Source organism: Burkholderia vietnamiensis LMG 10929, from assembly GCF_000959445.1.
In the GTDB taxonomy this organism is placed as follows: Bacteria; Pseudomonadota; Gammaproteobacteria; order Burkholderiales; family Burkholderiaceae; genus Burkholderia; species Burkholderia vietnamiensis.
In genome coordinates this window covers 491,099-515,005 of the sequence record NZ_CP009632.1, presented here as the reverse complement: position 1 = coordinate 515,005, position 23,907 = coordinate 491,099, and the positions used below count along the sequence as shown (strand labels likewise).

Sequence of the window (23,907 nt, the reverse complement as noted above, 5' to 3'; positions counted from 1 at the left end):
GATGAAAAAACCGTCGCAATTCGACGCGATTGTCGTCGGCGCGGGGCCGTCGGGCAATGCCGCGGCCTACACGATGGCGAAGGCCGGCCTCAAGGTGCTGCAGATCGAGCGCGGCGAGTATCCGGGCAGCAAGAACGTGCAAGGCGCGATCCTCTACGCGAAGGCGCTCGAGGAGATCATCCCCGACTTTCGCGACGACGCGCCGCTCGAGCGTCACATCATCGAGCAGCGCCTGTGGATGCTCGACGAGACGTCGTTCGTCGGCACGCACGTGCGCAGCGACGACTACAACAAGCCGCCGTACAACCGCTACACGATCATCCGCGCGCAGTTCGACAAGTGGTTCTCGTCGAAGGTGCGCGAGGCCGGCGCGCTGGTCATCTGCGAGACGACCGTCAACCATCTGATCCTCGACGGCGACCAGGTGGTCGGCGTGCAGTGCGATCGCGAGCAGGGCGACGTGTACGCCGACGTCGTGATCCTCGCCGACGGCGTGAATTCGACGCTTGCGCGCAAGGCCGGTTTCCACGACGAGATCGACGCCGGCAACGTCGCGCTCGCCGTCAAGGAAATCCTGTTCATGCCGGAGGAGACGATCCGTCAGCGCTTCAACATCGGCGAGGACGAAGGCGTCGTGATCGAGATGATCGGCCGGATCACCGACGGCATGATGGGCACGGGCTTCCTGTACACGAACCGCGAATCGCTGACGATCGGCGTCGGCTGCATGCTGTCCGATTTCAAGCAGAACGCGAACCGCACGAGCCCGTACGTGCTGATCGAGCAGATGAAGCGCCATCCGGCGATCGCGCCGCTGATCGAGGGCGGCGAGATGAAGGAGTACTGCGCGCACCTGATCCCGGAAGGCGGCTTCCACGCGGTGCCGCGCGTGTACGGCAACGGCTGGATGATCGTCGGCGACTCGGGCGGCTTCGTCAACGCCGCGCACCGCGAAGGCTCGAACCTCGCGATGACGACCGGGCGCCTCGCGGCCGAGACGGTGATCGCGGCGAAGGCGGCCGGCCGCGGCTATCGCGCGGGCGAGCTGAAGGCGTACAAGGCGAAGCTCGACGACAGCTTCGTGATGAAGGATCTGTACAAGTACCGCGACATGCCGGACACGCTGCACCGCAATCCGCAGTTCTTCACGACCTATCCGGATCTGGTCGCGAACGCCGCGCGCACGATGATCACCGTCGACGGCGTCGACAAGAAGACCAAGGAGCGCGCGATCGTGTCGAGCTTCCGCAAGAGCCGTTCGTTCGCCGGCCTGGTCGGCGACGCGTTCAAAATCTGGAGGGCATTCCGATGAGCACCGTGACAGTCAACGTCGAGGAAAAGCTGTTTCAGAACCGCTACCGCGTCGACGCGGGCCGGCCGCACATCCGCATCAAGAGCACGGACGTCTGCCTGAACGACTGCAGGCAGAAGAGCTGCACGTTCGTCTGCCCGGCGTCGTGCTACAAGGCCGAAGGCAACGGCGCGGTGACGCTGATCACCGACGGCTGCCTCGAGTGCGGGAGCTGCCGGATCCTGTGCAGCGAACATCAGAACATCGAATGGGAGTACCCGCGGGGCGGCCACGGGATCCTGTTCAAGTTCGGTTGAAGGAGGGATACCGCGATGCCACGTCCGACACGACACGTCTTCGTCTGCACGCAGAACCGGCCGCCGAACCATCCGCGCGGCTCCTGCGGCGGCGGCCACGGCTCGGCCGCGCTGTTGCAGGCGTTCTGGGCCGAGCAGCAGAAGCGCCAGGCCTACGACACGGTCGCCATCACCTACGCGGGCTGCCTCGGCCCGTGCGAGCGCGGCGCGAATGTCGTCGTCTATCCGGAAGCCGTGCTGTACAGCGGCGTCACGCCGGCCGACGTCGACGAGATTTTCTCCAGCCACCTCGAACGCGGCGAGCCGGTCGCACGTCTGCTCGCGCCGAGGGAGATCTGGTGAACCTGATGACGGGATCCGAGTCCGCCGAGCTGTTCGGCGGCGACGTGCCCGCGTCGATCCGGCATCTGATCGACTCGGCGCGCGGGGCGACGCGCGACGAGACCGGCGCGGCGCTGTGGGCAGCCGTGCTCAGCGCGCCGCGCAGCCTGCCCGCGTACTACCTGCTCTACAAGTTCCATGCGGCGGCCGGCGAGCTCGCGCACGCGCAACAGGTCGCGATCAAGGCGCTCGCGGTCGCGGCCGAGCAGGCGTCGCTCGCCCGCGACTGGCGCACGGTGCGCGCGAGCGACGCCGATTTTTCGGTGCCCGGCCCCGCCCGCTTCTGGCTGTTCACGCTGAAGGCGCTCGCGTTCATCAGCGTGCGGCTGGGCGAGTACCGCGTCGCGCGCGCGCTGGTCGAGAAATTGCGCGCGCTCGATCCGGCCGATCGCGTCGGGTACGGCGTCGTCGATGCGCTGCTCGCCCAGGTTCCGGAACGGTGACGGGCCGCGCATGAAGGAGGTCGAGATGGTTCGCAGTGGAACGCAGCGGAACCGGTCGCCCGGCCGGTCCGCATACGCGGCATGCGCCGGTGCATGGCCATTCGAGGTCCGATGTTCCACCTGAAGGATCACGCACGATGACGCTTCGACGTTCGCCGGTTCGCTCGCGCAACAAGGCCATGCTGCTGCCGACGCCACGTGCGACGGTCGACCGGCAATCGCTCGAGTACCACCTCGTGCTGGCCGCGATCCGTGCGGGCCACGGCAACGAGCGGCAGCTCTCGCGGCTCGTCGAGATCCTGTTCCTGGCCGAGTTTCTTCACGAAGCCGGCTATGGGGACGGCGACCAGGCCGCGTTCGCGGAGATGGAAGCGGCGCTGCGCCGATGCACCGACCGCGGCCACACCACGGGCGAATGGCGCATGGATGCACAGGACCACGGGCACGTGGCGCAATTGCTGACGCTGCACGATCGGCAACTGGCGCGCGCGCCGCTTCACGCGGTCGCGACCGCCACCGAGCGTTTGCGTCGGCTGCTCGCCAAGGCGGCGCTCGCACTCGGCGTCGCGCGACAGGCGGCGTGAATGCAGGCGGCGTGAAGGCAGGCGAGCGTGCATGTCGTCATGCATCCCCGCTACGCCGCGCCCGCATGGCCGCCCTAAAACCGCAGACGCATCAACGCGCCGCCGTCAGCCGCATCGTCGACTTCGATCCAGCCGCCGTGCGCCTCCATGATCGTCGCGACGATCGCGAGTCCGAGCCCCGCGCCTGCGTTGCGACTCCGGTCGACCCGATAAAAGCGATCGAATATTCTCGCGCGCTCGCGCGCCGGAACCCCCGGGCCGTGGTCGCGGACCGAGCAACACCTGCCCGGCCCGCTCACCACCTCGACCGTCGTTCCCCTCGGCGTATGCTCGAGCGCGTTCTCGATCACGTTGCGCAGCGCCCGGCCGAGCGCTTCCGTGTGACCGCGGATCGTCGCGCCGCCTGCATCGACGAACGTGATCGAACGGCCGCGCGCCACCGCGAGCGGCAGCAGGTCGGTGGAAACGTCACGCGCCAGCGCACCGAGGTCGACGCGATCGTCCGCGGCAATTTCGACCGTGCTCGCCTGCGCCATGTCGAGCATCTGGTCCACGAGCCGCTTCATTCGCTGCGCGTCGCGCGTGAGCTTCGTCTTCGTCTCTCCGTCGGGCAGGCTTCCGATGCCGAGCATCAGGATCGCCAGCGGCGTGCGCAACTCGTGCGCAGCGTCGCCCGCGAACTCGCGCAGCGTTTCCACCGACAGCTGCAGCCGGTCGAGCATGCGGTTCACCGATCCGACCAGCGCCTGCACCTCCCACAGCGGCGTCGCATCCGTTATGCGCGTGGCGATCTGCGCCGGATCGATGCGATCCACCGCGGCAATCGTTTCATCGAGCGGCTTCAGCGTGCTGCGCACCACGCTGAAGTTGAACAGCAGCAGCAAGCCCGACAGCAGCGCGAGCGGAAGCAAGACATGGAAGCGGATCTCGTCGAAGATCACTGGAACGAACGGCTTGAAGCCGCGGCCGGCGATCGCCACCGTCACCCAGTACGGGCGGTCGGCCACCGTCACGCGCCGCGTGCCCGTGAGCAGAAAGCGGTCGCCCCATGTTTCGCGCTGCGTGCGGATCACCAGGAACGACATGGGCGCCTCCTGTTCGATCCGCACCTCGCCGTCGTCATGTCGCGCGACGATCGCGCCGCCCTTCTCGTGAACGACGAACGCGCGGCGCGTGTCGGGCGCGAGCGGCTGCGCGAGATCCGCGGATCGCGCGAGGCCGGCATCCGCGCCGTCGGCGGCGATGGCGCGCGCGATGCGGGTCGCCTCGGCTGAGATCAGCAACTGATCGAGCTCGTTGGGGTTGCGCACGTACATCCACATGACGGCGAGCAACTGCACCAGCATGAAGATGCAACCGACGACGGCCAGCCGCACGGAGATCGTGAAGAACAGCGTGCGGCGTCGCCGCAGCCGCGTGCCCGCCCCGTCAACCATTGCGCTGCGCTTCATCGCCGTCGCCGTCGCCATCCGACGCGGACGCGGATGTGCCGGTCAGCATGTAGCCGATCCCGTGCGCGGTGTGCAACGCGACCTGCGCATGCGCGGCGGCGAGCCGGCGCCGCAAGCGCGACACCACTGCCTCCAGCGCGTTCGGCGTGACCTCGGCTTCGAGCGCGTACAGCGAATCCTCGAGCGCGCCTTTCGTGACGACGTGCCCCACTCGCCGCATCAGGCATTCGAGCAGCCCGAGCTCGCGCGGCGGCACGGGCACGACGCGCCCCGCGACGCGCACTTCCCGCCCCGCCGTATCGAGTTCGAGATTGGCCACCGCAAGCGTGGTGCCGAGGCACGCGCCCGGCCGGCGCAGCAGCGCACGACACCGCGCCGTCAGCTCGCGCAGCTCGAACGGCTTGACCAGGTAGTCGTCACCGCCCGAGTCGAGCCCGATCACGCGGTCGTCCAGACTGCTACGCGCCGTGATGATCAGCACCGGCACCGTATGGCCGCCGCGGCGCAGCGCCTTCACGAAGGTCACGCCGTTGCCGTCCGGCATGCCGAGATCGAGCAGCACCAGGTCGTAGGGGGTCGACGCGAACGCACGCGTCGCGAGATCGAGTGTCGCGCACCAGTCCACCGCGAAGCCTTCCTTCGCCAGCCCGTCGGCGAGCAGCGACGCGAGCCTGGCGTTATCTTCGACGAGCAGCAGCCGCATGATCGACGTCCGTTTCAGATGCTGCCCGTTTGCGCCCGGTCACCATCGCAAGCACGAGGTTCTCGTGATGTCGGCGGCTCTCCACTACCGCGGCCGTCACGTGCAGCGCCGCCATGACCAGCACGGCGTCGACGAGCAACGCATGCGTGGTCTGCAGCCATTGCTCGCCCCAGAAGCGGTCGAGGCCCTGCATCCAGCCCGTGATGCAGACGGCGGCGAGCAGCGCCATCAGCGCGAGCATCATGAGGCCGCCCGCCGGGTTGTGGCCGACATAGCGGCGATCGCGCCCGGTTGCAGCGCTCGCGATGTGCATCACCGCCGCGCGCGGCGTCGTGACGAAGTCCGCGAAGCGCGCGTGCGTGCTGCCGACGAAGCCCCACACGACGCGCACGGCGAGCGCGCCGGCCACCGCGTAGCCGACGTAACGGTGCGGCGCCTTGCCGGCTTCGAGAAACACGTAGTTCGCGAGCACGCCGGCCACGACGCTCCAGTGAAAGATGCGCACGACGAGGTCCCACACCGGGATCGACCGCGCGTTCGCGTCATGTCCGGCGGCGGCGGGAGTGATCTGCGTGTCGTGACGATGCAACGGCAGCATGGCTAGTCCACGTTGCTTTCGACGACCGCGCCCGTCACCGGATTGAAATAGACCTCGGCCTTGCGGCCGTCGGCCGTGCGACCGTAGATCTCGTAGCAACCGGACGTGGTTTTCTTGAACACCTTGATTTCCTTGTAGCCCATCTGACTGATCTTCTTCTGCATCTCCGTCTCGCTCAGCCATTGCGATTCGGGCTGACGCGTGCAGGTCGGGCTGGCGACGGCCTGGCCGGCGATGCTGCCCAGCAGGATGATAGCGACGATGCTGCCGATGCGGTTGCGATTCATGTTGCGGCTCCTCTTGCCTGAAACGGCGAGCGCAAGGCGCGCTCATCGCCAAGCTTAGAGACGCCTTCTGACCATGTCCTGACAAACCCGCGCCGAAGCGCGTCGTCACACACCGATGGTCGTTGCACGTCGTGGCGCACGTCAGGACATTGTCAATCCTGCACGACAACATGGTCGGTGTCGCCACGGTCGGCGACGTTCCCGAAAAGGATACCGATCATGAAACGCTTCAAGCAACAGATGCCCGTCGCCGCGCTGGCGGCGCTTTCGTTCGTCGCGGCTCCCGCGTTCGCCGACGGTCCGTTGAAAGACCAGACGAAGCAGAACCTCGAGGCCGCGATGCACGGCGAGGCCTACGCGCACCTGAAGTACCTGGCCTACGCCGAGCATGCGCGCAAGAGCGGCCACCCGGAGATCGCGAAGCTGTTCGACGAGAGCGCGAACGTGGAAGCCAACGAGCACTTCGCGCGCGAGGCGGAAGCGCTGAATCTGGCGAAGTCCGACGAGGCCAACCTCGCCGACGGCATGGCCGGCGAGCACTACGAGAACACCAAGATGTACGTCAAGTTCGCGGAGCAGGCCGATGCGGCCGGCGACAAGAAAGTGGCCGCGATGTTCCGGCAGATCGCCGCCGACGAGGGCGATCACTACGCCGCGTTCCGCGCGGCGAGCGAGAAACTGCGGACGGCCAGCAAGTAACGCCCGCGCATTCGCGCCGGTCCGCTTTGCGTCCTGCTCCTCGCGGGAAGATTGCGACGCTTCGGGGAGCGGAAACGCCGTGCTTGTGCGAGCTGGAACGCCGTCGGATTCAACGGCGTCGCGCCCCGTCCGGCGTCGCCGCTTGAGCGGCGTTGCCGGACGCCCCCGTCGGGCAACACAATTGCGCGAGGATATCGAGGCCGCGCGCCGGCTCCCGAACGAATGGATTCGTCTCGTCCCACGCGTACCCTGCCAGGATCGAGCACACCATGCGCTTCACGTCGGATGCCTTGTCTTCGTGGAACACGATGTCCTGCAGCGCGCCCGAGTACCAGCGCTCGACGAACGCGCGGAACGTGTCGATGCCCTTGCGCAGCGCGACGTCGTAATCGCGTGCCCAGTCGACCGTCTCGCCGCGCAGCTGCCGCTCCAGCGTGGCGACCGCCAGATGGGCCGAGCGCAGCGCGATCGTCACGCCCGACGAGAAGATCGGATCGAGAAACTCGCCCGCGTTGCCGAGCAGCGCATAGCCGTGGCCGTGCAGCGACTCGACGTTCGACGCATAGCCGCAGATGCGGCGCACCGGCATCACGAACGGCTTGCTGCCGACCAGCCGCGACAAGGTCGGCTCGGTCTGCAGCAATTCGCGCAGCAGCGCTTCCTGCTCCGCTTCGGGCACGTCGAGGAACGCCGCATCGGCCACGCAGCCGACCGACGAGCGCCCATTGGTCAGCGGAATCATCCAGTACCAGACGTCGCGCCGCTCGGGATGCACGGCGATGCAGATCTTGTCGCGATCGGTGGAGCCGGCCGGCAAACGATCTTCGACATGCGAGAAGATCGCGGCCCGCGTCGGCAGGCCGGTGGGCGCTTCGAGCCCCAGCAGCCGCGGCAGCACGCGGCCGAAGCCGCTCGCATCGAGCACGAACGACGCTTGAACGGAATATTCGTGGCCGGCCTCGTCGACCACGTCGAGCCGCGGCGTATCGCCGGCGTGAAACGCACGCACGGCATGACCGAATCGCACCTGCGCGCCCTGCTTCTCCGCGCAGCGGATCAGCAGATCGTCGAACGCGGCGCGTTCGACCTGATAGGCCGTGCCCCAGCCGTCGGAGAACTTGTCGCGGAAATCGAACGACGACATCCGGTCGCGATGAACGAAATACGCGCCGTTCTTGAACTGGAAGCCGGCCTCGACGACGGCCTGCAGCATGCCGGCCTCTTCGAGATACCGCATGCTCTGCGGCAACAGGCTCTCGCCGATCGAGAAGCGCGGAAAATGCTGGCGCTCGAGCACGAGCACCGAGCGGCCCGCGTTGCGCAGCAGCGCGGCGGCGACGGCGCCGGACGGCCCGGCGCCGATGATGGCGACGTCGACCGAATTCGATTTCATTTCGTTCATGCTTGCCCGTTCATTTCGATTGATTGGGTATCTTACGTTTCTCACGCCGCAACATGGCGTTGCAAACTACAATGGGCGCCAAACAAATCCCGGATTCCGACCAAGGCCCATGACGTCCCACCGCACGCACGCTCCCGCCTATGTTCCCGAAACCCGCTTCGGCGTCTGGTTTCTGCGCACGCACACCTGGGAGCATCACGTGCTCAGGGTGGCGATCGCCGACCTGAAGCGGCTCCTCGCCGCGCCGCTGCCGGCCGCGCCGGTGATCCTCGATGCGGGCTGCGGCCAGGGCAAGTCGTTCCGGCTGCTGAGCGAGGCGTTCGCGCCCGGCAAGATCATCGGCGTCGACTGCCACAACGAATCGCTCGCGCAAGCGACGCACCAAGCCGGCCGCTGCGCCACGCCGGTCGAGCTGCATCGGGCCGACTGCACACAGATTCCGCTGGCCGATTCGAGCGTCGACGTCGTGTTCTGCCACCAGACCTTTCACCACCTCGTTCATCAGGACGAGGCACTGGCCGAGTTTCGCCGCGTCCTGAAACCGGGCGGCGTGCTGCTGTTCGCCGAATCGACCGACGCGTACATCAAGTCGTGGGTGATCCGGCTGCTGTTCCGCCATCCGATGCAGGTTCAGAAAAGCGCCGACGGCTACCTCGCGATGCTGCGCGATGCCGGCTTCGCGTTCGACGCCCGCAACGTGTCGTTCCCGTACCTGTGGTGGAGCCGCGCGAAAGACTTCGGCCTGCTCGAGCGCATCGGCCTGTACACGCCGAAGCCCGGCAAGCGTCGCGAGACGCTCGTCAACGTCGCCGCATGCAAGCCTGCCTGAGCCCGACGAGGCCGCCTCGCGGCGGCCCGTTGCGGATCGACGCGCGTTACCGCTTCAACGTCACGACTTCGCCCGTCAGCGCCACGCCGGCCACGAATGCGCCGGCGCCGCAGGTGTACGCGCTCGTGCTCGAGTGCAACACGTTCCGATAGTTGCTGTTGATGCCGATCACGGCATTGCCGCCTTCCTGCTTGGCGCGCGCCTGAAGCTCGATCACGGCCGACAGGAACACGTGCTGGCACGCGGCCTCGTCGCTCTTGCCGAACGCGTTGGTCTTCTTGTTGGTCGCGAACGTCCCGTACGACTTGAGCACGCGCGGATGCGGCCGATCGCCGAAATACAGCGCGATGCTGTCGTCGACCTTGCCCGGCTCGCTCGTCAGTGCGCTGTCGATCGGGTAGGTGTCGATCGTGTCGCGCGCGTAGGCGGCCGGGGCAGCAAACGACGCGGCGAGCAACGCCAGTGCGATGCGATGTTTCATCGGTACTCCGTTATCGGACGTTCAGTTTCACGACATCGCCCGACACGGCGATCGCGCCCGCGCTGGGGCTCACGCCGCACGTATAGCCGGTGGTCGAATTCGACTGGTTCTCGTGAAAGCGCGTCGTCACGTTGATGACCGCGTCGCCGCCATGATTCTTCGCATAGGTGCGAAGGCGGTTCAATGCCTCGGCGAGCGCCAGCTCGCAGGTCGGCTGCTCGTTCAGCGTGCCGCGCTGCACGCGCACGGACGCCGAATGCGGGCCGATGACGGCCTTCACGTCCGGATGCGGCTGTGCACCGAAGTAGACCGCGACGCCGCTGCTGTCCGCCGCCGTCGCCGCTGCCGGCAAAGGCAGCGAACGCACCACCGTGCCGCACCCCGTCAGCAACGCGGCCGCGGCCAGCACGCCGGCCAGAAGTCCTGCTTGTTTCATGGTTATCGCCCTCTCAGCTCATCAGGTTCAGATCAATCGCCCTTCCAGGCGTCCAACAACACACTCGTACAACTGCCGCCGAAGCCGAACGAAACCGACAGCGCGCGGCCGATCGTCGCGTCGCGCGCGTCGCGCACGAGCGGCATGCCGGCGACGGCGGGATCGGGGCGGCCGGCGACGGCCGTTCCCGCGACGAAACCGTCGCGCATCATCAGCATCGTGTAGATCGCTTCATGTGCGCCGCTCGCGCCGAGCGGATGGCCCGTCATTCCTTTCGTCGACGAGAACGCCGGGACATCGGCGCCGAACACGTCGCGCAGCGCCTGCAGCTCCTCGACGTCGCCGGGCTGGGTCGACGGCGCGTGCGTATTGACGTAGTCCGGGCGCCGTCCGCCGCCGGCTTCGACCGCATCGCGCATCGCGCGGGCGATACCGCGCGCATGCGGCGTCGCCATGCCGGCGTTGTCCGTGCATTGCCCGAACCCGCTCACCTCCGCATAAATCCGCGCGCCGCGCGAGCGCGCATGGTCGAGCGATTCGAGCACGAGCAGGCCCGCGCCCGACGCGATCACGAAGCCGTCGCGGTCGAGCGCATACGGGCGCGACGCGCTGTCCGGCGTGTCGTTGAAACCGCTCGACAGCACGCCCATCGCGTCGAACATCAACGTCATGTTGTCGTGCAGCGCGTCGCTGCCGCCGGCCAGCACGACGTCCTGGCAGCCGTGGCGGATCAATTGCATCGCGTGGCCGATCGCGAGCGCGCCGCTCGTGCACGCGGACGACGGCGAGTACGACACGCCCTCGATGCCGTACAGCTGCGCCACGCATGCCGACGCCGTGCTGCTCATCGCCCTCGGCACGACGTAGGGCGGCGTCCGGTCGATGCCGCGCTGCTGCGCGACGGCCATCGCGTCGTCGTAATCGGCGATCGATCCGATGCCGGAGCCGACGATCGCGCCGGCGCGCGGCGAGCGCAGCGCGGCCGGGTCGAGGCCCGCATCGTCCAGCGCGGCCGCGGCCGCATGCGCGGCAAAGCGCGCCGTGTCGCCCATGAAGCGTTCGTGCTTGCGCGCGAAGCGCGCCGCCGCGGCGACGGACGCCACGCCCGCGACCTGGCTGCGAAAGCCGCGATCGCGCCACGCCGGCACCTGCGTCACGCCCGAGCGGCCGGCGCGCAGCGCGGCCGACACGGCATCGAGCGAATTGCCGAGGCACGACACGATGCCGAGCCCCGTGACGACGACGCGCGTCGTCACGGCGCCATCCGCCGGAAGATCAACGACGTGTTGATCCCGCCGAACGCGAAGTTGTTGCTCATCACGAATTCCGCATCGATCGGGCGAGCGTCGCCGACGATGTAGTCGAGCGACGCGCAGGCCGGGTCGACCGTCTCGAGATTGAGCGTGGGCACATACCAGTTGCGCTTCATCATCTCGATCGTCCACCACGCCTCGAGCGCGCCGCACGCGCCGAGCGTGTGGCCGACATAGCTCTTCAGCGAACTGATCGGCATGCGCTCGCCGAACACCGACGCCGTCGCATGGCTCTCGGCCACGTCGCCCCGGTCGGTCGACGTGCCGTGCGCGTTGACGTAGCCGATCGCGCCGGCGTCGAGCCCCGCATCGCCGAGTGCGAGCCGCATCGCGATCGCCATCGTGTCGGCGGTCGGCTGCGTGATGTGCGCGCCGTCGGAATTGCAGCCGAACCCGACGATCTCGGCGTGGATCGTCGCGCCGCGCGCCTTCGCGTGTTCGTATTCCTCGAGCACCAGCGTCGCCGCGCCTTCGCCGACCACCAGGCCGTCGCGAGCCGCATCGAACGGGCGCGGCGTCAGGTCGGGCGTCTCGTTGCGCGTGCTGGTCGCGTACAGCGTATCGAACACCGCCACCGCGGGGCCCGACAGTTCTTCCGCGCCGCCCGCGAGCATCAGGGCCTGCTTGCCCGTCGCAATCGCTTCGTACGCGTAGCCGATCGCCTGACTGCCCGACGCGCATGCGGACGAAGTCGGCACGATGCGCCCTTTCAGATCCCAGAACAGGCTGACGTTGACCGCGGTCGTATGCGGCATCATCTGCACGTAGCTGTTCGACGTGACGTCGCGCATCGAGCCCGTTTCGATCATCGTGCCGAACGCGCGGATCGGCTCGACCGAGCCCGACGACGACCCGTACGCGACGCCCATCCGGCCGTCGCGGATCGTCGGATCGTCGGTCAGCCGCGCGTCCGCCAGCGCCAGTTCGCTCGCGCGCACCGCATACATCGACACCGGCCCCATCGAGCGCGTCTTCTTGCGCGGATAGGACTTCGGCACTTCGAACGCCGGCAACGGACACGCGAGCCGCGTATGCAGCGCTTCGTAGCAATCCCATTCCGGCATGCGCCGCACCGCATTGCGCCGCTCGCGCAGGCGCGCGTCGATCTCGTGCCAGTGCTGGCCGAAGGCGGTCACGCCGCCCATCCCCGTCACGACCACTCGCTTCATCACACCATCCCGCCGTTGACGCCGATCACTTGCCGGGTGACGTAGCTCGCCGCATCCGACATCAGGAAGCCCACCACCGCCGCGACTTCGTCGGGCTGACCGACGCGGCCCATCGGCACCGTCTTCAGGGCGTGCTCGAGCGGCACCTCGCCCAGCATGCCGGTATCCACCAGCCCGGGCGCGACGCAGTTGACCGTGATCCTGCGCGATGCCAGCTCGACGGCCAGCGCCTTGGTCGCGCCGATCAGGCCGGCCTTCGCGGCGCTGTAATTGACCTGGCCGCGATTGCCCATCACGCCCGACACGGACGCGATCGTCACGATGCGCCCGCCGCCGCGCAGGCGCACCATCGGCATGGTCAGCGGATGAACGACGTTGTAGAACCCGTCGAGGCCGGTTTCGATCACGATGTCCCAGTCCTCTTCGGACAGCGCGGGAAACGCGCCGTCGCGCGTCACGCCCGCGTTGCAGACGATGCCGTAGTACGCGCCGTTCGCTGCGACGTCGGCTTCCAGCGCACGCCGGCATTCCGCGCGATCACGCACGTCGAACTGCAGCACGCTCGCCGTGCCGCCCTGCGCGCGAATCGTCTCGGCGACGGCCTCCGCGTCCGCGCGCCCGCTGCGGCAATGAACCGTCACGGCGAAACCGTCGGACGCCACGCGCATTGCCACGGCGCGGCCGATGCCGCGGCTCGCGCCTGTCACGAGAACTCGCCGAGTCATGAATTGAAGCTCCCTTCGATGAAAGATTGAAAGTCCTGCGGTTGGTACACCTTGACGACCGCTTCCGCGTAACAGCCGCCGTCGGCATGGATCGCGCAGTCGTACGCGCCGTGCCCTTCGTCGCCGCGCAGCAGTTCGCGCGCGACGATGCGCAGCACCGTATCCGCGCCGAACGCCGGGCGATGCGCGACATAGCGGTTCGCGCCGAGCAGCACGCCGGGCTTCGCGCGGCCGCCCGCATGGGCGGCGAGCAGGCCGACGTGCGCGGCGATCGCCTGCGCCATCAGCTCGATGCCGATCCATGCCGGCATCGCGCCGTTGCCGTCCGCATACCATGCATCGCGGCGCACGGTCGCGCGCACCTCGATGCCGGTTTCCGAGCAGCGCTCGATCGCATCGAGCAACAGCATCGTGCCGCGATGCGGCAACACCTCCGGTACGTCGCAGACCGCGATGTCCGCGCCCGCGTGCAGCGCATCGGTCAATGGTCCGGCATCCATGTCAGGTCCCCAGAATCAGGCTGGCATTGCTGCCGCCGAATGCAAACGAATTGCTCATCACGTAGCGTCCCGCTGCGTCGCCGGCCAGCCGCCGTTCGTCGCGCACGAGGTCGAGCGCCGGCAGCGCCGGGTCGTGCTCGCCGTCCCACACGTGGGCCGGCAGCGCGATCCGGCGCGCCAGCGTCAGCCAGCCGAAGCCGAGCTCGGTCGCACCCGCCGCACCGAGCATGTGGCCCGTCAGCGGCTTGGTGCCGCTCGCCGGCACGCCGTGCGGAAACACCCGGGCGGTGACGTCGGCTTCCATTTCGTCGTTCAGGCGCGTCGCCGTCGCGTGCAGGTTCACGTAGCCGATCGCGGATGCCGCCACGCCGGCGTCCGCGAGCGCCGCGCGCAACGCGTCTTCCGCGCCGTGGCCGGCCGGGTCGGGCGCCGAGATATGGTGCGCATCGCTCGACTCGCCGACGCCGGCCAGCCGGATCGCCGCTTCGTCGCGGCTCATCACGAACAGCGCGGCGCCTTCGCCGATGTTGATGCCGTTGCGGTTGCGGCTCATCGGATTGGCGCGGCCGGGGCTGACCGATTCCAGCGACGCGAAGCCCTGCAGCGTCAGCTCGCACAGCGAATCGGCGCCGCCGACGATCGCCGCGTCGCAGATCTTCAGCTGCAGCAGGCGGCGCGCGGCCGCAAATGCCTTCGCGCTCGACGTGCAGGCCGTCGACAGCGTGTACGCCGGCCCGGTCACGCCGAGCACCGCGCGCACGAACGGCGCGGCCGTGCCGATCTCCATCTGCCGGTAATCGAAGCCGACAGGCATCGCGCCGGTCGCGGCACGTCGTGCGAGCGCGTGTTCCGCCGCGTCGACGCCGGACGTGCTGGTGCCGATCACGACGCCGATCCGGCGCGGGCCGTAACGCGCGAGCGCCGCGTCGACCAGCGGCTGGATCTGCGCGAGCGCCGCGAGCAACAGCCGATTGTTCCGGCAGTCGAAATGCGCGAGCGCGGCCGGCGGCGCGCACTCGAGCGGCGCGGTCACGCGCCCGACCCAGCCGCCGGCCGGCGCATCAGCGCGCGGCGCCATCCCGGGCGCGACCCCGCGGCCCAGGGCGTCGACGATCGCGTCGGTCGTGGCGCCGAGCGCGTTGATCATGCCGGGCGCCGACAGGTAGACGGTCGTTCGAGTCGAATTCATGCGCGGCGCTCCTGGCCGGATGGCGTGGCGAGCGGTGCGAACAGCACCGAAAAGACAATGCCCAGCGCGAGCGTCGTGCCGAAGCTGCGCAGCGCGGGCATCGCGCTCGCGCCGAGCATGCCGAACGACAGCAGCGTCGTGGCCGCCGACAGCAGCACGCCGCTCCATACGGCGCCCAGGCCGGCCGCGTCGCGCATGCAGCCTTCGCGCAGGAACACCGCGTAGTTCGCGCCCACGCCGAGCACCAGCATCAGCGCGAGCCAGTTGAACAGCGTGAGCGGCACGCGCGCATAGCCGAACGCGGCGAGCGTCAACGCAATCGCGAACACGACCGGCAACGTCGTCGCGATGCCGCCGCGCACGCCGTAGCACCACATCAGCAGCGCGGCGACCACGACGAGCGCACCGGCCAGCCACAGGCCGCTGTCGACGCGATACGCGCCGAACAGGCTCGACACGCTCGCGGCCTTGTCGACCCACGACACGCCCGGCAACGTGCGCGCGACGGCCGCGAACGTCGCGACGTTCGCCGCATCGACGCGCTCGGGAATTGCGAGCGCCGCGCTGACCGGGCCGGCGCCGCCGTCGATTCGACCGAGCCACAGATGCCGGAACGGCGCCGACCAGCGCGCCGCGAGCCAGCTGTCGACCGACAGCGTCGCCGCGGCGTCGGCGGAGAACGCGCGCAGCCACGCGTCGGCGACCTCGTCGCGAAAGCCCGCGTGCGCGAGCGTCGCGCGCAACGCAGCCCTATCGGCGAATACCTGCGTGGCGAGCACCGCACGGTCGCGCGCCTGCCGCTGCGCCGACGGCACGAACGTCGCGATCGACTGCACGCGGCCGAGCCGCTGCGCATCGAGCGCGCCGATCAGCGCCTCCGAGCGCTCGAGCACCTGTTCGTCGGACGCGCCCTGAACGACGAAGAACTGGGCGGTGTTCGCGAGGCCGACCGCCGCGCGAATGCTGCTTTCCTGCCGCGCGAGATCCGCGTCGCGCTGAATCAGCAGATGAACGTCGTCGTCGCTTTTCAGCAATGCCCAGCCCGGGATGGCGACCAGCGCCACCAGCACGGCGACGGCCACCGCGCGCCGGCCGGCCAGCAGCGACTGCCAGCCGCGCAGCAAGCGGGCCGCGTTCGCGAACACGCGCGCCGGCACGCGCCGCGGCGGCCGTGTCAGCATCAGCGGCAGGAAGCCGGTCACCGCGGCGAACGCGCAGGCGATGCCGACGATCGCGAAGCACGCGATCTGCTTGAGCGCCGGGAACGGCACCCACATCAGGATCGCGTAGCCGAGCAGACTGGTCGCGAGCGCGACCGCGAGCGCCGGCCTCACCGCCGCCGCGCCGCGGCGCGCATCCCATTGCGGCCCCGCCGACAGATACGCGACGAAATACTGGATCGAATAATCGACGGCCTCGCCGATCAGGCTCACGCCGAACACCAGCGTCAGCAGGTGCAGCTTGCCGAACACGAGCAGCGTCGCCGCGAGCGCGCAGACGATGCCGAACGCGGTCGACGCAAACGCGAGCACCAGCAGGCGCGGCGAACGGAACACGCTCATCAGCAGCAGCGCGATGCCGGCCAGCGATACCGCGCCGATCACGTGCACGTCGCGCTCGGCGCTCGCGCGCGCCGCTTGCGCGTAGAACACGGCGCCGGCGCGGTCGACGCGAACGCCGGCGAAGTCGGCCGCGAGCGCACGTTGCGCATCGTCCGTCGCGACGCGTACCGCGTGCTGCACCGTCGATTCATAGGCCGACCCCGGCAGCGAGGTCATCACGAGCACGCCGGTCGCGCCGTCGCGATGCGACACCAGCATGCCGTCTTCCATCGACAGATCCGACGCCGCCAGCGGCAGCGCGCCGAGCCAGTGCTGCAGCCAGCCGAACGGATCGTCGGCCACGGGCGTCTGCAGGCCGTCGGCCGGCGGCGCATAGAGGCGCCGGGCCAGTTGCTCGCCGAGCGCGGGGTCGCCGCGCTCCAGCGACTTGCGATCGGCATCGGTCAGCAAGCCGAAGCGCGCGGGCATGTAGGTGGCCGCGATCTGCGACAGGTCGAACGGCGGCACCTCGACGGTCACCGAACGAAATGCGCCGCTCGCGGCGAGCCGCGCGCCGAAGCGTTTCGCGGCGGCCTTCGCGCGAGCCGCGTCGCGGTCGCTGACGAGGAACACGGTGCGGTTGCCGAGCGCGTCGCCGAGCAGGTCGACCGCGCGTTCCGCGACCGGGTTCGCCTCGGTCGCCGGCAGCAGCGCGAGCAGGTTCGTCTGCAGCGGCGACGCGCCGCTGAAGCGCCACAGGATGATCGCCGCGGCAGCCAGCGTGACGAGCAGCCACGCGCCGCACAGCAAGCGCCGTCGCGCGCGTGCAGGTGCGCCGCCGCTCACGTCGCGCGCCGTGCTCATCAGCGCGCCTCCAGCCATGCGCGCTCGGCCGGCGCCGGTGCGTCGACCGGCGTCGGCCGCGCAAACTCCAGCGCGCTCGCGTTGCCGTTCGCGAAGGTCATGTCGAGCCGGCCCAGATACGCGCCGCCGCTCATTTCGAGCACGCGCACCGCCTGCGCGAGCTGCGGCTGGTTCGGCCGCAACACCATCCGCCATCGTTCGGGCGTGCCGCTCGCTTCGACGTCGAACTGCGCATACAGCGCGGACAGGTCGCCGCCCAGCATGTCGCGCATCATCCGCGACACCTGCGCGACGCCGCGGCCGCCGCCGGCTGCGACGAGGCGTCCGTCCGCGCCGACCTCGCGCACGCCGCCGTCGGTGATCACGTAAGTCGCCCGGTACGGCGTCTCGATCCGCCACACGACGCCGGCCCGGCGATCGAACAACATCGAGCCGGTGCTGACGAGCGGCTGCTTCATCGCCGACAGCGTCTGGGTCTGCCGAAACTCCGCGCGGATCGCACCGACCCGCGCAAGCCGCGCGGCGATGTTCGACACGAGCGCGGCATTCGCGGATTGCGCCGCCGCGCTCGACGCCGGCGCGGCTACGGCTGCGCCGCCGGCCAGCGTCAGGCATGCGGCCGCGAACATCGTCACGAGCCGTCCGTTGCGCAGCATCAGGCCCATTGCGCACGCACCCGTTCGATCAAGGCCGGCGGCGACACGAACTGCAGTTCGCGCGTCGTCGCGTCGATGGCCAGTTGCACCGTATACCCCTTCGTCAAACGCTCGCCGGTCGCGGCGTCGACGATCTCGTAACCGATCTTCAGCCGGTTCTCGAATTCGAGCAGCGTCGCGCGCACGTCGAGCTGCTGGCCGTACAGGGCCGGACGCACGTACTTGAGGTGCGCCTCGACCACCGGCCACATGTAGCCGGACGCCAGCATCGTCGGATAGTCGTAGTCGATCATGCGCAGCAGTGCCGCGCGGCTGCTTTCGAAATACTTGAGGTAGTGGCCGTGCCAGCAGACGTTCATCGCATCGACGTCGTGAAACAGCACTTCGACGCGTGCCGTCGCGGTCAGCGCCGGACGAGCTTCGTTCATGCCGCCTCCTCCTGCGCGATGCCGTCGCGCGATGCGCCGATCGGTTCGCATGCGGCGAGCCGTGCGCACAGCGCACGCAGTTCCGCTTCGAGCGGCCGGTCCTCGACCACGAGCGGCGATTGCCGGCCCACGTCGTCGACGAACGCGCGCAGCGCCGGCGTCAGCTGCGCGTGCGGATCGTCACGCAGCCGCAAGCGCACGGCCTGCACGGTCGCGAGCACGTGCGCGGCGGCGACCTGCTCGGTGAGCGCCAGCACGCGCAGGCAATCTCGTGCGGCGATGGTGCCCATGCTGACCTTGTCCTGATTGTGCGATTCCGTCGAACGCGAGAACACGCTCGCCGGCATCGTGTGCTTCAGCGCTTCGGCCGTCCATGCGGAAGACGAAATCTGCACGGCCTTGAACCCGTGGTTGATCGCCGCACGCTCGGGCGCGGCGCCGCTCAGGTTGCGCGGCAGGCCGTTGCTGAACTTGTCGTCGACCAGCAGCGCGAGCTGGCGGTCCATCAGGTCCGCCAGATTGGCCACCGCGGTCTTGAGCGCGTCCATCGCGAACGCGATGTGCCCGCCGTAGAAATTGCCGCCGTGCAGCACGCAGCCTTCGTCCGGGTCGATCAGCGGGTTGTCGTTCGCGCTGTTCAGTTCGTTCTCGATATCGCGGCGCATCCACGACAATGCGTCGCGTGCGACGCCGATCACGTGCGGCGCGCACCGGACCGAATAGCGGTCCTGCAGCCGGCGGCCCGGCAATTCGTCGCGCCCGGCCAGATCGGCGCGAATCCACGCCGCCGCCTCCGCCTGCCCCGCGTGCGGCTTCGCGTCGAACAGCCGCGCGTCGAAGTGTCCGGCGCGGCCGTCGAGCGCGATGGTCGTCAACGCGGTCAGACGCGCCGCCATGCGCGTCAGGTGGTCGGCGCGCGCAAACGCGAGACACGCGAGGCCCGTCATCACGGCCGTGCCGTTCATCAGCGCGAGCCCCTCCTTCGGCGCGAGCGTGAGCGGCGTGCGATCGATCGCGCGCCACGCGTCGCGCGCGTCGCACTCGCCGCCGGCGAACCCGACGCTACCCTCGCCGACCAGCGCCGCGGCGACGTACGACAGCGGCGTCAGATCGCCGCTCGCGCCGACCGAACCTTCCGACGGAATGCGCGGCAGGATGCGGTGATTCACCATGTCGGCCAGCCGTTCGAGCAACGTGAAGCGCACGCCCGAGTAGCCGAACGCGAGCGAGTTCAGGCGCGCGACGACGATCGACAGCGTTTGGGTCGCGTCGAACCAGTCGCCCATTCCGCAGCCGTGATAGCGCGTCAGCTGCAGCGGCAGCGCTTCGACGAGCGACGGCGGCACGTCGACGACGCACGCGTCGCCATATCCGGTCGTGACGCCGTACACGGTGCCGCCGTTCGCGAGATGGTCGCGCAGCCACGCTGCACCGCGCTCGATCCGCGCGCGCCAGGCGGGCGCCGCGTTCAGTGCGAGCGGCGCGCCGTCGCGCGCGATCGCGACGACGTCCTCGATCGTCAGATGCCGTGCGCCGACCACGACGGCCGCCCGGCCCGCTGCCGCCGCGGCGCTTGCCGCGACGTCGCTCATCTCATGCTCGGCCACGCGGACCTCCATCGGGCCGCGCCCAAAAATCGAAGAAGTTGAACCATTGGTAGGGCGCCTTGCGGCAATAGTGTTCGAGCCGTGCGGCATAGCGCTGCGCCCATGCCGCGACGTGCGCGGCGCGCTCGCGGCGCGGCAGTTCGATGCGCTCGGCGAACGGCTCGAAATAGAGCCGATAGCCGCGCGCCTCCTTCAGGCAGAAGAACAGATAGACCGGGCAGCCGAGCGCATGCGCGAGCACGTACGGGCCCTGCGCGAACGCGGCCGTCGCGTCGAGAAAACGAGCGTCGACCGTTTTGCCCGAATCGTTCGGCGGCACGCGATCGCCGACGATCACGAGCAGCTCGCCCGCGTCGATGCGCGACTGCATCATCATCGCCGTGTCCGGCCCGAAGTCCGACACTTCGACGAGGTGCTTGCCGTAGTCGCGGTTCGCGCCGGCGAGCACGCCCGTGAAGCGCTTCGCATGCTCGGTGTAAACGATCGCGGTCACCTTCGTGTGGGCGTCGCGCAACGCGAGCGCGCGCGTCATCTCCAGGTTGCCGAGATGCGCGCCGATCACGAGCGCGCCGCGGCCGCTCGCCGCGAGCGCATCGAACGCGGACGAATCGTCGAAACGCACGTCGAGTTCGTCGAGCCGCCCGGACCACGCGACGAACTTGTCGAAGCCGGCCTGCGCGAACGCCAGCATATGCCGGTACGCGCTGCGCCATCCGGGCTGCGGCATGGCCGCGGCCTTGGCATCGCGCAGGCGGGCGATATAGGTATGCGATGCCGCGCGTGCGGTGCGATTCGTCAGCACGAAATAGCCGACGATCGGATGCAGCCAGCACGACGTGAAGCGCTTGCCGAACCAGCGGCAGCTGAGCGCCAGCAGGGCCATGCCGAGCCGGCTGCCACGCTCCGGCGTGCGCCACCATGCGCGTGCGCGCGCCGTCGGCGCGGCGCCGCGCCGCCCGACGAGCCGGCGTGCGACGAGCAGCGGCGCGCGCATGAGCATGCCGGCCACGAGCCGCGTATGGCTCGCGCTGATGCGTACGTTGTCGCGCCAGACGTCGAAATGCGAGACGCCGTCGGCCGGGTAGATCACGCGCGTCTCGATCGTCCTGAACGCGAGCCCGCGCCAGTGCAGACGCACCAGGATTTCGCTGTCGAACGCCATGCGCGTCGGCAGCGGCACCGCGTCGATCAGCTCGCAGACCGCGTCGACCGGATAGAGCCGAAAGCCGCACATCGCATCGGGAATGTCGAGCGACAGCGTTTCGATCCATACCCACGCGTGGGTCAGATAGCGGCCGTACAGGCGCGCCTTCGGCACGCTGTCGTCGAAGCGCGGCCGGCCGAGTATCACCGCGTCCGGCTCGGCCTGCGCGGCCGCCACGAACTTCGGCACGTCGGCGGCGTCGTGCTGGCCGTCGGCGTCGATCTGAATCGCGTGCCGATAGCCGCGCGCGCGCGCCGCGCGCAATCCTTCCATCACGGCCGCGCCCTTGCCGCGGTTGGCGGGCAGCCGCAGCAGCGTCATCGTGCCTGCGTAGCGCGCGGCGAGCGCGGTCAGCACCTGTTGCGTCAGCGCATCGCTGCCGTCGTCGACCACCAGAATCGGCAGGCCATGCACGGCGAGCCGCGCCAGCGTGCCGCCGATCGCGTCGCGATGGTTGTAGATCGGAACGACGATGCAGGTGCCGCTCATTGCGCCGCCGCCTCGTAGACGAGCACGCCCGACGTGCATTCGCGCTCGCCGCGGCGGAACGCGAAGCGTGCGCGACCGCGCGCCGCGTCGTGCGCGATGCGCAGCGTCAGCACCGCGCCGGGCGGCACCGGCGCCTTGAATTTCAGATGCTCGACGCAACGCAGCTCGCGCACGGCCGGCAGCTCGCGCGCGGCCAGACGCGCCGCCCAGTCGATTTGCACGACGCCGGGCAGGATCGGCAGCCCCGGAAAATGTCCGTCGAAATGCGCGAGCGTGGCCGGCACGCGCAGCTCGTAATGCAACGCGTCGTCGCTGCGCCAGGACGCGAGCAGTTCGAAACCTTCCGGCGTGGCCGTGAAGGCGGCCGCGAGCGCGGCGGCCGGCAATTTGCCGCGCGCGTCGAACGGCATCGCGTGCAGGAAGCGCCAGTAGCGCGGCAACGCGGCCGCGTCGAAATAGTCGCCGAGCGCATGCCGCAGCGCGGTCGCCACGGCGACCCGTCCGTCGGCGGCCAGCGCGTCGCGCCCGGCCGCGGACAATACCGCGACGACGCCGACGTGCGCGCGCGTCGCGCCGTCGACCACCACGGCCGCCGCCTGCGCGACGTAGGCGTGCGCGAGCAGCCGCGCCTCGAGCTCCGGCAGCGACACGCGCTTGCCGTCGAGCTTGACGATGCGATCGCGCCGCCCGGCGAGCACGAAGCGGCCGGACGCATCGAACTGCGCGGTGTCGTCGGTGCGGTGCCAGCGATCGTCGCCGAGATGCGCGGAGCGCACGCAGAGCGCGCCGTCGTCGTCGCAGCGCACGCCGATGCCCGCGAACGGCTGCCATGCGGGCAAAACGTCCTGACGCCGCCATGCGATGCCGCCCGTTTCGGTGCTGCCGAAGATTTCGAGCGGCGCCGCGCCGAACGCGTTCGCATACGCGGCTGCCGCATCGGCCGGCAACGGGCCGCCCGACGAGAAGAACGCGCGAGGCGCCGGCGCCTGCATCGGGAAGCCCGGCAGCGCCGGCCAGCGCGCCAGTTGCGCCGGCGTGGAGACGACGATGCCGCCGCCGTATGCGGCGAGCCGCTGCTGCAGTTGCAACGGCTCGAGCACGGCGATCCGGTCGAACGCGCGGCCGGCCGCGAGCGGCCACAGGATCCTGAACAGCAATCCGTAGATGTGATGATGCGGCACGCTCGACAGCGTGACCGCCGCACCGACGCGCTCGGCCCATTCGCGCTGCAGCGTACGCACCTCCGCGTCGAACTGCGCGAGCGACTTGCGCACCGGCTTCGCGCTGCCGCTGCTGCCCGACGTGTAAAGCGTCACCGCGGCGTCGGCGTCGATCGTGCGGGCCGCGGGTGCGGCCTCGCCGCCCGCGGCCGGCGCGCACGCGGCCAGCGCGGGCGCATCGAGCACGAGGTCGTATGCGTGGGCCAGCTCGGCGAGATAACCGAGCGCATTGCTGGCCGGAATCACGGCTTCGGCGCGCGCGGCCGCTACCGCGAACAGCGCGCACGCGAACGCGAACGGATCGTCCATGCTGATCGCCACGCGCCGCGCGCCACTCGCCTCCACGCGCCGCGCAATGGCGTCGGCGTGGGCGCGCAGGTCGCCGAGCGTCAGCGCCTGCGCGCCGTCGCGACAGACGGCCGCGCCGCTGTCCGCTTCGGCCGCGAGCATCTCGTGCAGCGCGATCATGCGACACCTGCCCGTTTGCGCGCGGCGGCGATGAAGGCCCGGCGCCACAGCCACTCGCCGGCGATCAGCGCACCGATCAGCACGTATGCGACCAGCCCGTTGTAGACCGCCCACGCGGCCGGGCGCCAGTACAGCGCCGTGTAGACGGAGAAGCCGCCGTTTGCGATGAAGAACGCGCACCACACCTGGGTCACGCGGCGCGTGTAGCGGACGATTTCAGGGCTCGGCTCCGGATAGGTGAGCCGCGCGAATTTTTCGATCATGGTCGGACCGTGCCGCAGCGTCGCGCCGAACGCGATCAGCAAGCCGGCGCTCACGCATGCGGGATACAGATGAAGAAGCCGCTCGCTGTCGGTGACGGCGATCGCAACCGACAGTGCGGTCAATGCGCCGGCGACGCACCAGTCGAGCAGCGCGAGGCGTCTGAGCGCGTTCGCGAACGGCCCGTTGCCGACGGTGCGCTGCAGCCACAGCAGCGCAACCAGCAGGCAACCGACGTAACGCGGCGACATGTTCTGCCACGCGAACAGGATGACGAGCGGATAGGCGAGCGCCACCACCGCCCGGCCCGCGACGGCCAGCCGCCGCGAACCGCGCGTGCCGGTGGTCGCGCGCATGCCCGTCACCGCCAT

26 protein-coding genes are annotated in these 23,907 nt (G+C 69.5%); 7 read left to right on the top strand and 19 right to left on the bottom strand.

Annotation, left to right across the window (positions count from 1 at the left end):
* Window position 1: 1 nt before the first annotated feature.
* The 5 genes from AK36_RS27215 (at window position 2) to AK36_RS27195 (ending at window position 3,016) form a co-directional block, all read left to right on the top strand.
* Entirely contained in the window at window positions 2–1,312 is a 1,311-nt protein-coding gene (locus AK36_RS27215) for an FAD-dependent monooxygenase (RefSeq protein ID WP_045579655.1), read from the top strand.
* The gene (locus AK36_RS27210) at window positions 1,309–1,608 is read left to right on the top strand and encodes a ferredoxin family protein (protein WP_011880112.1); all 300 of its coding nucleotides are present in this window, start codon (window positions 1,309–1,311) and stop codon (window positions 1,606–1,608) included. Before AK36_RS27215 ends, AK36_RS27210 begins: the two co-directional genes overlap by 4 nt.
* A 15-nt stretch (window positions 1,609–1,623) precedes the next feature.
* Entirely contained in the window at window positions 1,624–1,950 is a 327-nt protein-coding gene (locus AK36_RS27205) for a (2Fe-2S) ferredoxin domain-containing protein (RefSeq protein WP_014725844.1), read from the top strand.
* On the top strand, window positions 1,947–2,432 hold the full coding sequence (locus AK36_RS27200) for a hypothetical protein (RefSeq protein ID WP_014725843.1): 486 nt from the start codon (window positions 1,947–1,949) through the stop codon (window positions 2,430–2,432). The genes AK36_RS27205 and AK36_RS27200 overlap by 4 nt, the downstream gene beginning before the upstream one ends.
* Before the next feature lie 137 nt (window positions 2,433–2,569).
* Window positions 2,570–3,016, top strand: a complete 447-nt coding sequence (locus tag AK36_RS27195) for a hypothetical protein (RefSeq protein ID WP_011880109.1) — start codon at window positions 2,570–2,572, stop codon at window positions 3,014–3,016.
* A gap of 74 nt (window positions 3,017–3,090) precedes the next feature.
* On the opposite strand, the gene AK36_RS27190 is transcribed toward AK36_RS27195, so the two are convergent.
* The 4 genes from AK36_RS27190 to AK36_RS27175 are packed head-to-tail and all read right to left on the bottom strand — an operon-like array spanning window position 3,091 to window position 6,055.
* A complete protein-coding gene (locus AK36_RS27190; RefSeq protein ID WP_224383413.1) occupies window positions 3,091–4,467 on the bottom strand; it encodes a HAMP domain-containing sensor histidine kinase in 1,377 nt (458 codons plus the stop codon).
* Window positions 4,445–5,170, bottom strand: a complete 726-nt coding sequence (locus AK36_RS27185) for a response regulator transcription factor (protein ID WP_011880107.1) — start codon at window positions 5,168–5,170, stop codon at window positions 4,445–4,447. Before AK36_RS27185 ends, AK36_RS27190 begins: the two co-directional genes overlap by 23 nt.
* Window positions 5,145–5,768 (bottom strand): cytochrome b/b6 domain-containing protein, encoded by a 624-nt coding sequence (locus AK36_RS27180; protein WP_011880106.1) that lies wholly within the window; start codon window positions 5,766–5,768, stop codon window positions 5,145–5,147. Before AK36_RS27180 ends, AK36_RS27185 begins: the two co-directional genes overlap by 26 nt.
* A 2-nt stretch (window positions 5,769–5,770) precedes the next feature.
* The gene (locus AK36_RS27175) at window positions 5,771–6,055 is read right to left on the bottom strand and encodes a PepSY domain-containing protein (protein ID WP_011880105.1); all 285 of its coding nucleotides are present in this window, start codon (window positions 6,053–6,055) and stop codon (window positions 5,771–5,773) included.
* A 219-nt stretch (window positions 6,056–6,274) separates the two neighbouring features.
* On the opposite strand from AK36_RS27175, the gene AK36_RS27170 reads away from it, so the two are divergent.
* Window positions 6,275–6,754, top strand: coding sequence for a rubrerythrin family protein (locus tag AK36_RS27170; RefSeq protein WP_014725839.1), 480 nt, complete (start codon window positions 6,275–6,277; stop codon window positions 6,752–6,754).
* Window positions 6,755–6,863: 109 nt separating this feature from the next.
* Here AK36_RS27170 and AK36_RS27165 read toward each other — a convergent pair whose 3' ends face one another.
* Window positions 6,864–8,156: an NAD(P)/FAD-dependent oxidoreductase gene (locus AK36_RS27165; RefSeq protein ID WP_011880103.1), complete on the bottom strand. Its 1,293-nt coding sequence runs from the start codon at window positions 8,154–8,156 to the stop codon at window positions 6,864–6,866.
* Between the two features lie 109 nt (window positions 8,157–8,265).
* Between AK36_RS27165 and AK36_RS27160 the strand changes: the two genes are divergently transcribed.
* Window positions 8,266–8,985 carry a class I SAM-dependent methyltransferase gene (locus AK36_RS27160; RefSeq protein ID WP_045579654.1) on the top strand — a complete coding sequence of 240 codons (720 nt, stop codon included), beginning with the start codon at window positions 8,266–8,268 and terminating at the stop codon, window positions 8,983–8,985.
* 46 nt (window positions 8,986–9,031) lie between these two features.
* Here AK36_RS27160 and AK36_RS27155 read toward each other — a convergent pair whose 3' ends face one another.
* Genes AK36_RS27155 through AK36_RS27090 form a run of 14 tightly spaced genes read right to left on the bottom strand, consistent with a single transcriptional unit; the run spans window position 9,032 to window position 23,907 of the window.
* Entirely contained in the window at window positions 9,032–9,466 is a 435-nt protein-coding gene (locus tag AK36_RS27155; protein ID WP_011880101.1) for an excinuclease ABC subunit A, read from the bottom strand.
* A 10-nt stretch (window positions 9,467–9,476) separates the two neighbouring features.
* A complete protein-coding gene (locus tag AK36_RS27150) occupies window positions 9,477–9,902 on the bottom strand; it encodes a hypothetical protein (RefSeq protein ID WP_014725836.1) in 426 nt (141 codons plus the stop codon).
* Between the two features lie 32 nt (window positions 9,903–9,934).
* Window positions 9,935–11,158 (bottom strand): beta-ketoacyl synthase N-terminal-like domain-containing protein, encoded by a 1,224-nt coding sequence (locus tag AK36_RS27145; protein WP_045579653.1) that lies wholly within the window; start codon window positions 11,156–11,158, stop codon window positions 9,935–9,937.
* Entirely contained in the window at window positions 11,155–12,384 is a 1,230-nt protein-coding gene (locus AK36_RS27140) for a beta-ketoacyl-ACP synthase (RefSeq protein ID WP_045579652.1), read from the bottom strand. Before AK36_RS27140 ends, AK36_RS27145 begins: the two co-directional genes overlap by 4 nt.
* Window positions 12,384–13,109, bottom strand: coding sequence for a 3-ketoacyl-ACP reductase FabG2 (locus tag AK36_RS27135; protein ID WP_014725833.1), 726 nt, complete (start codon window positions 13,107–13,109; stop codon window positions 12,384–12,386). Before AK36_RS27135 ends, AK36_RS27140 begins: the two co-directional genes overlap by 1 nt.
* Entirely contained in the window at window positions 13,106–13,609 is a 504-nt protein-coding gene (locus AK36_RS27130; protein ID WP_011880096.1) for a hotdog family protein, read from the bottom strand. Before AK36_RS27130 ends, AK36_RS27135 begins: the two co-directional genes overlap by 4 nt.
* 1 nt (window position 13,610) lies before the next feature.
* A complete protein-coding gene (locus tag AK36_RS27125; protein ID WP_045579651.1) occupies window positions 13,611–14,798 on the bottom strand; it encodes a beta-ketoacyl-[acyl-carrier-protein] synthase family protein in 1,188 nt (395 codons plus the stop codon).
* The gene (locus tag AK36_RS27120; protein ID WP_045579948.1) at window positions 14,795–17,203 is read right to left on the bottom strand and encodes an MMPL family transporter; all 2,409 of its coding nucleotides are present in this window, start codon (window positions 17,201–17,203) and stop codon (window positions 14,795–14,797) included. The genes AK36_RS27125 and AK36_RS27120 overlap by 4 nt, the downstream gene beginning before the upstream one ends.
* Window positions 17,203–17,868, bottom strand: coding sequence for a LolA family protein (locus AK36_RS27115; protein WP_106919376.1), 666 nt, complete (start codon window positions 17,866–17,868; stop codon window positions 17,203–17,205). Before AK36_RS27115 ends, AK36_RS27120 begins: the two co-directional genes overlap by 1 nt.
* Window positions 17,859–18,287, bottom strand: a complete 429-nt coding sequence (locus AK36_RS27110; protein ID WP_034192762.1) for an acyl-CoA thioesterase — start codon at window positions 18,285–18,287, stop codon at window positions 17,859–17,861. Before AK36_RS27110 ends, AK36_RS27115 begins: the two co-directional genes overlap by 10 nt.
* Entirely contained in the window at window positions 18,284–19,894 is a 1,611-nt protein-coding gene (locus AK36_RS27105; protein ID WP_045579946.1) for an HAL/PAL/TAL family ammonia-lyase, read from the bottom strand. Before AK36_RS27105 ends, AK36_RS27110 begins: the two co-directional genes overlap by 4 nt.
* Entirely contained in the window at window positions 19,881–21,587 is a 1,707-nt protein-coding gene (locus AK36_RS27100; RefSeq protein WP_045579650.1) for a glycosyltransferase family 2 protein, read from the bottom strand. Before AK36_RS27100 ends, AK36_RS27105 begins: the two co-directional genes overlap by 14 nt.
* On the bottom strand, window positions 21,584–23,275 hold the full coding sequence (locus tag AK36_RS27095) for an ApeI family dehydratase (protein ID WP_045579649.1): 1,692 nt from the start codon (window positions 23,273–23,275) through the stop codon (window positions 21,584–21,586). Before AK36_RS27095 ends, AK36_RS27100 begins: the two co-directional genes overlap by 4 nt.
* The gene (locus AK36_RS27090; protein WP_045579648.1) at window positions 23,272–23,907 is read right to left on the bottom strand and encodes a COG4648 family protein; all 636 of its coding nucleotides are present in this window, start codon (window positions 23,905–23,907) and stop codon (window positions 23,272–23,274) included. The genes AK36_RS27095 and AK36_RS27090 overlap by 4 nt, the downstream gene beginning before the upstream one ends.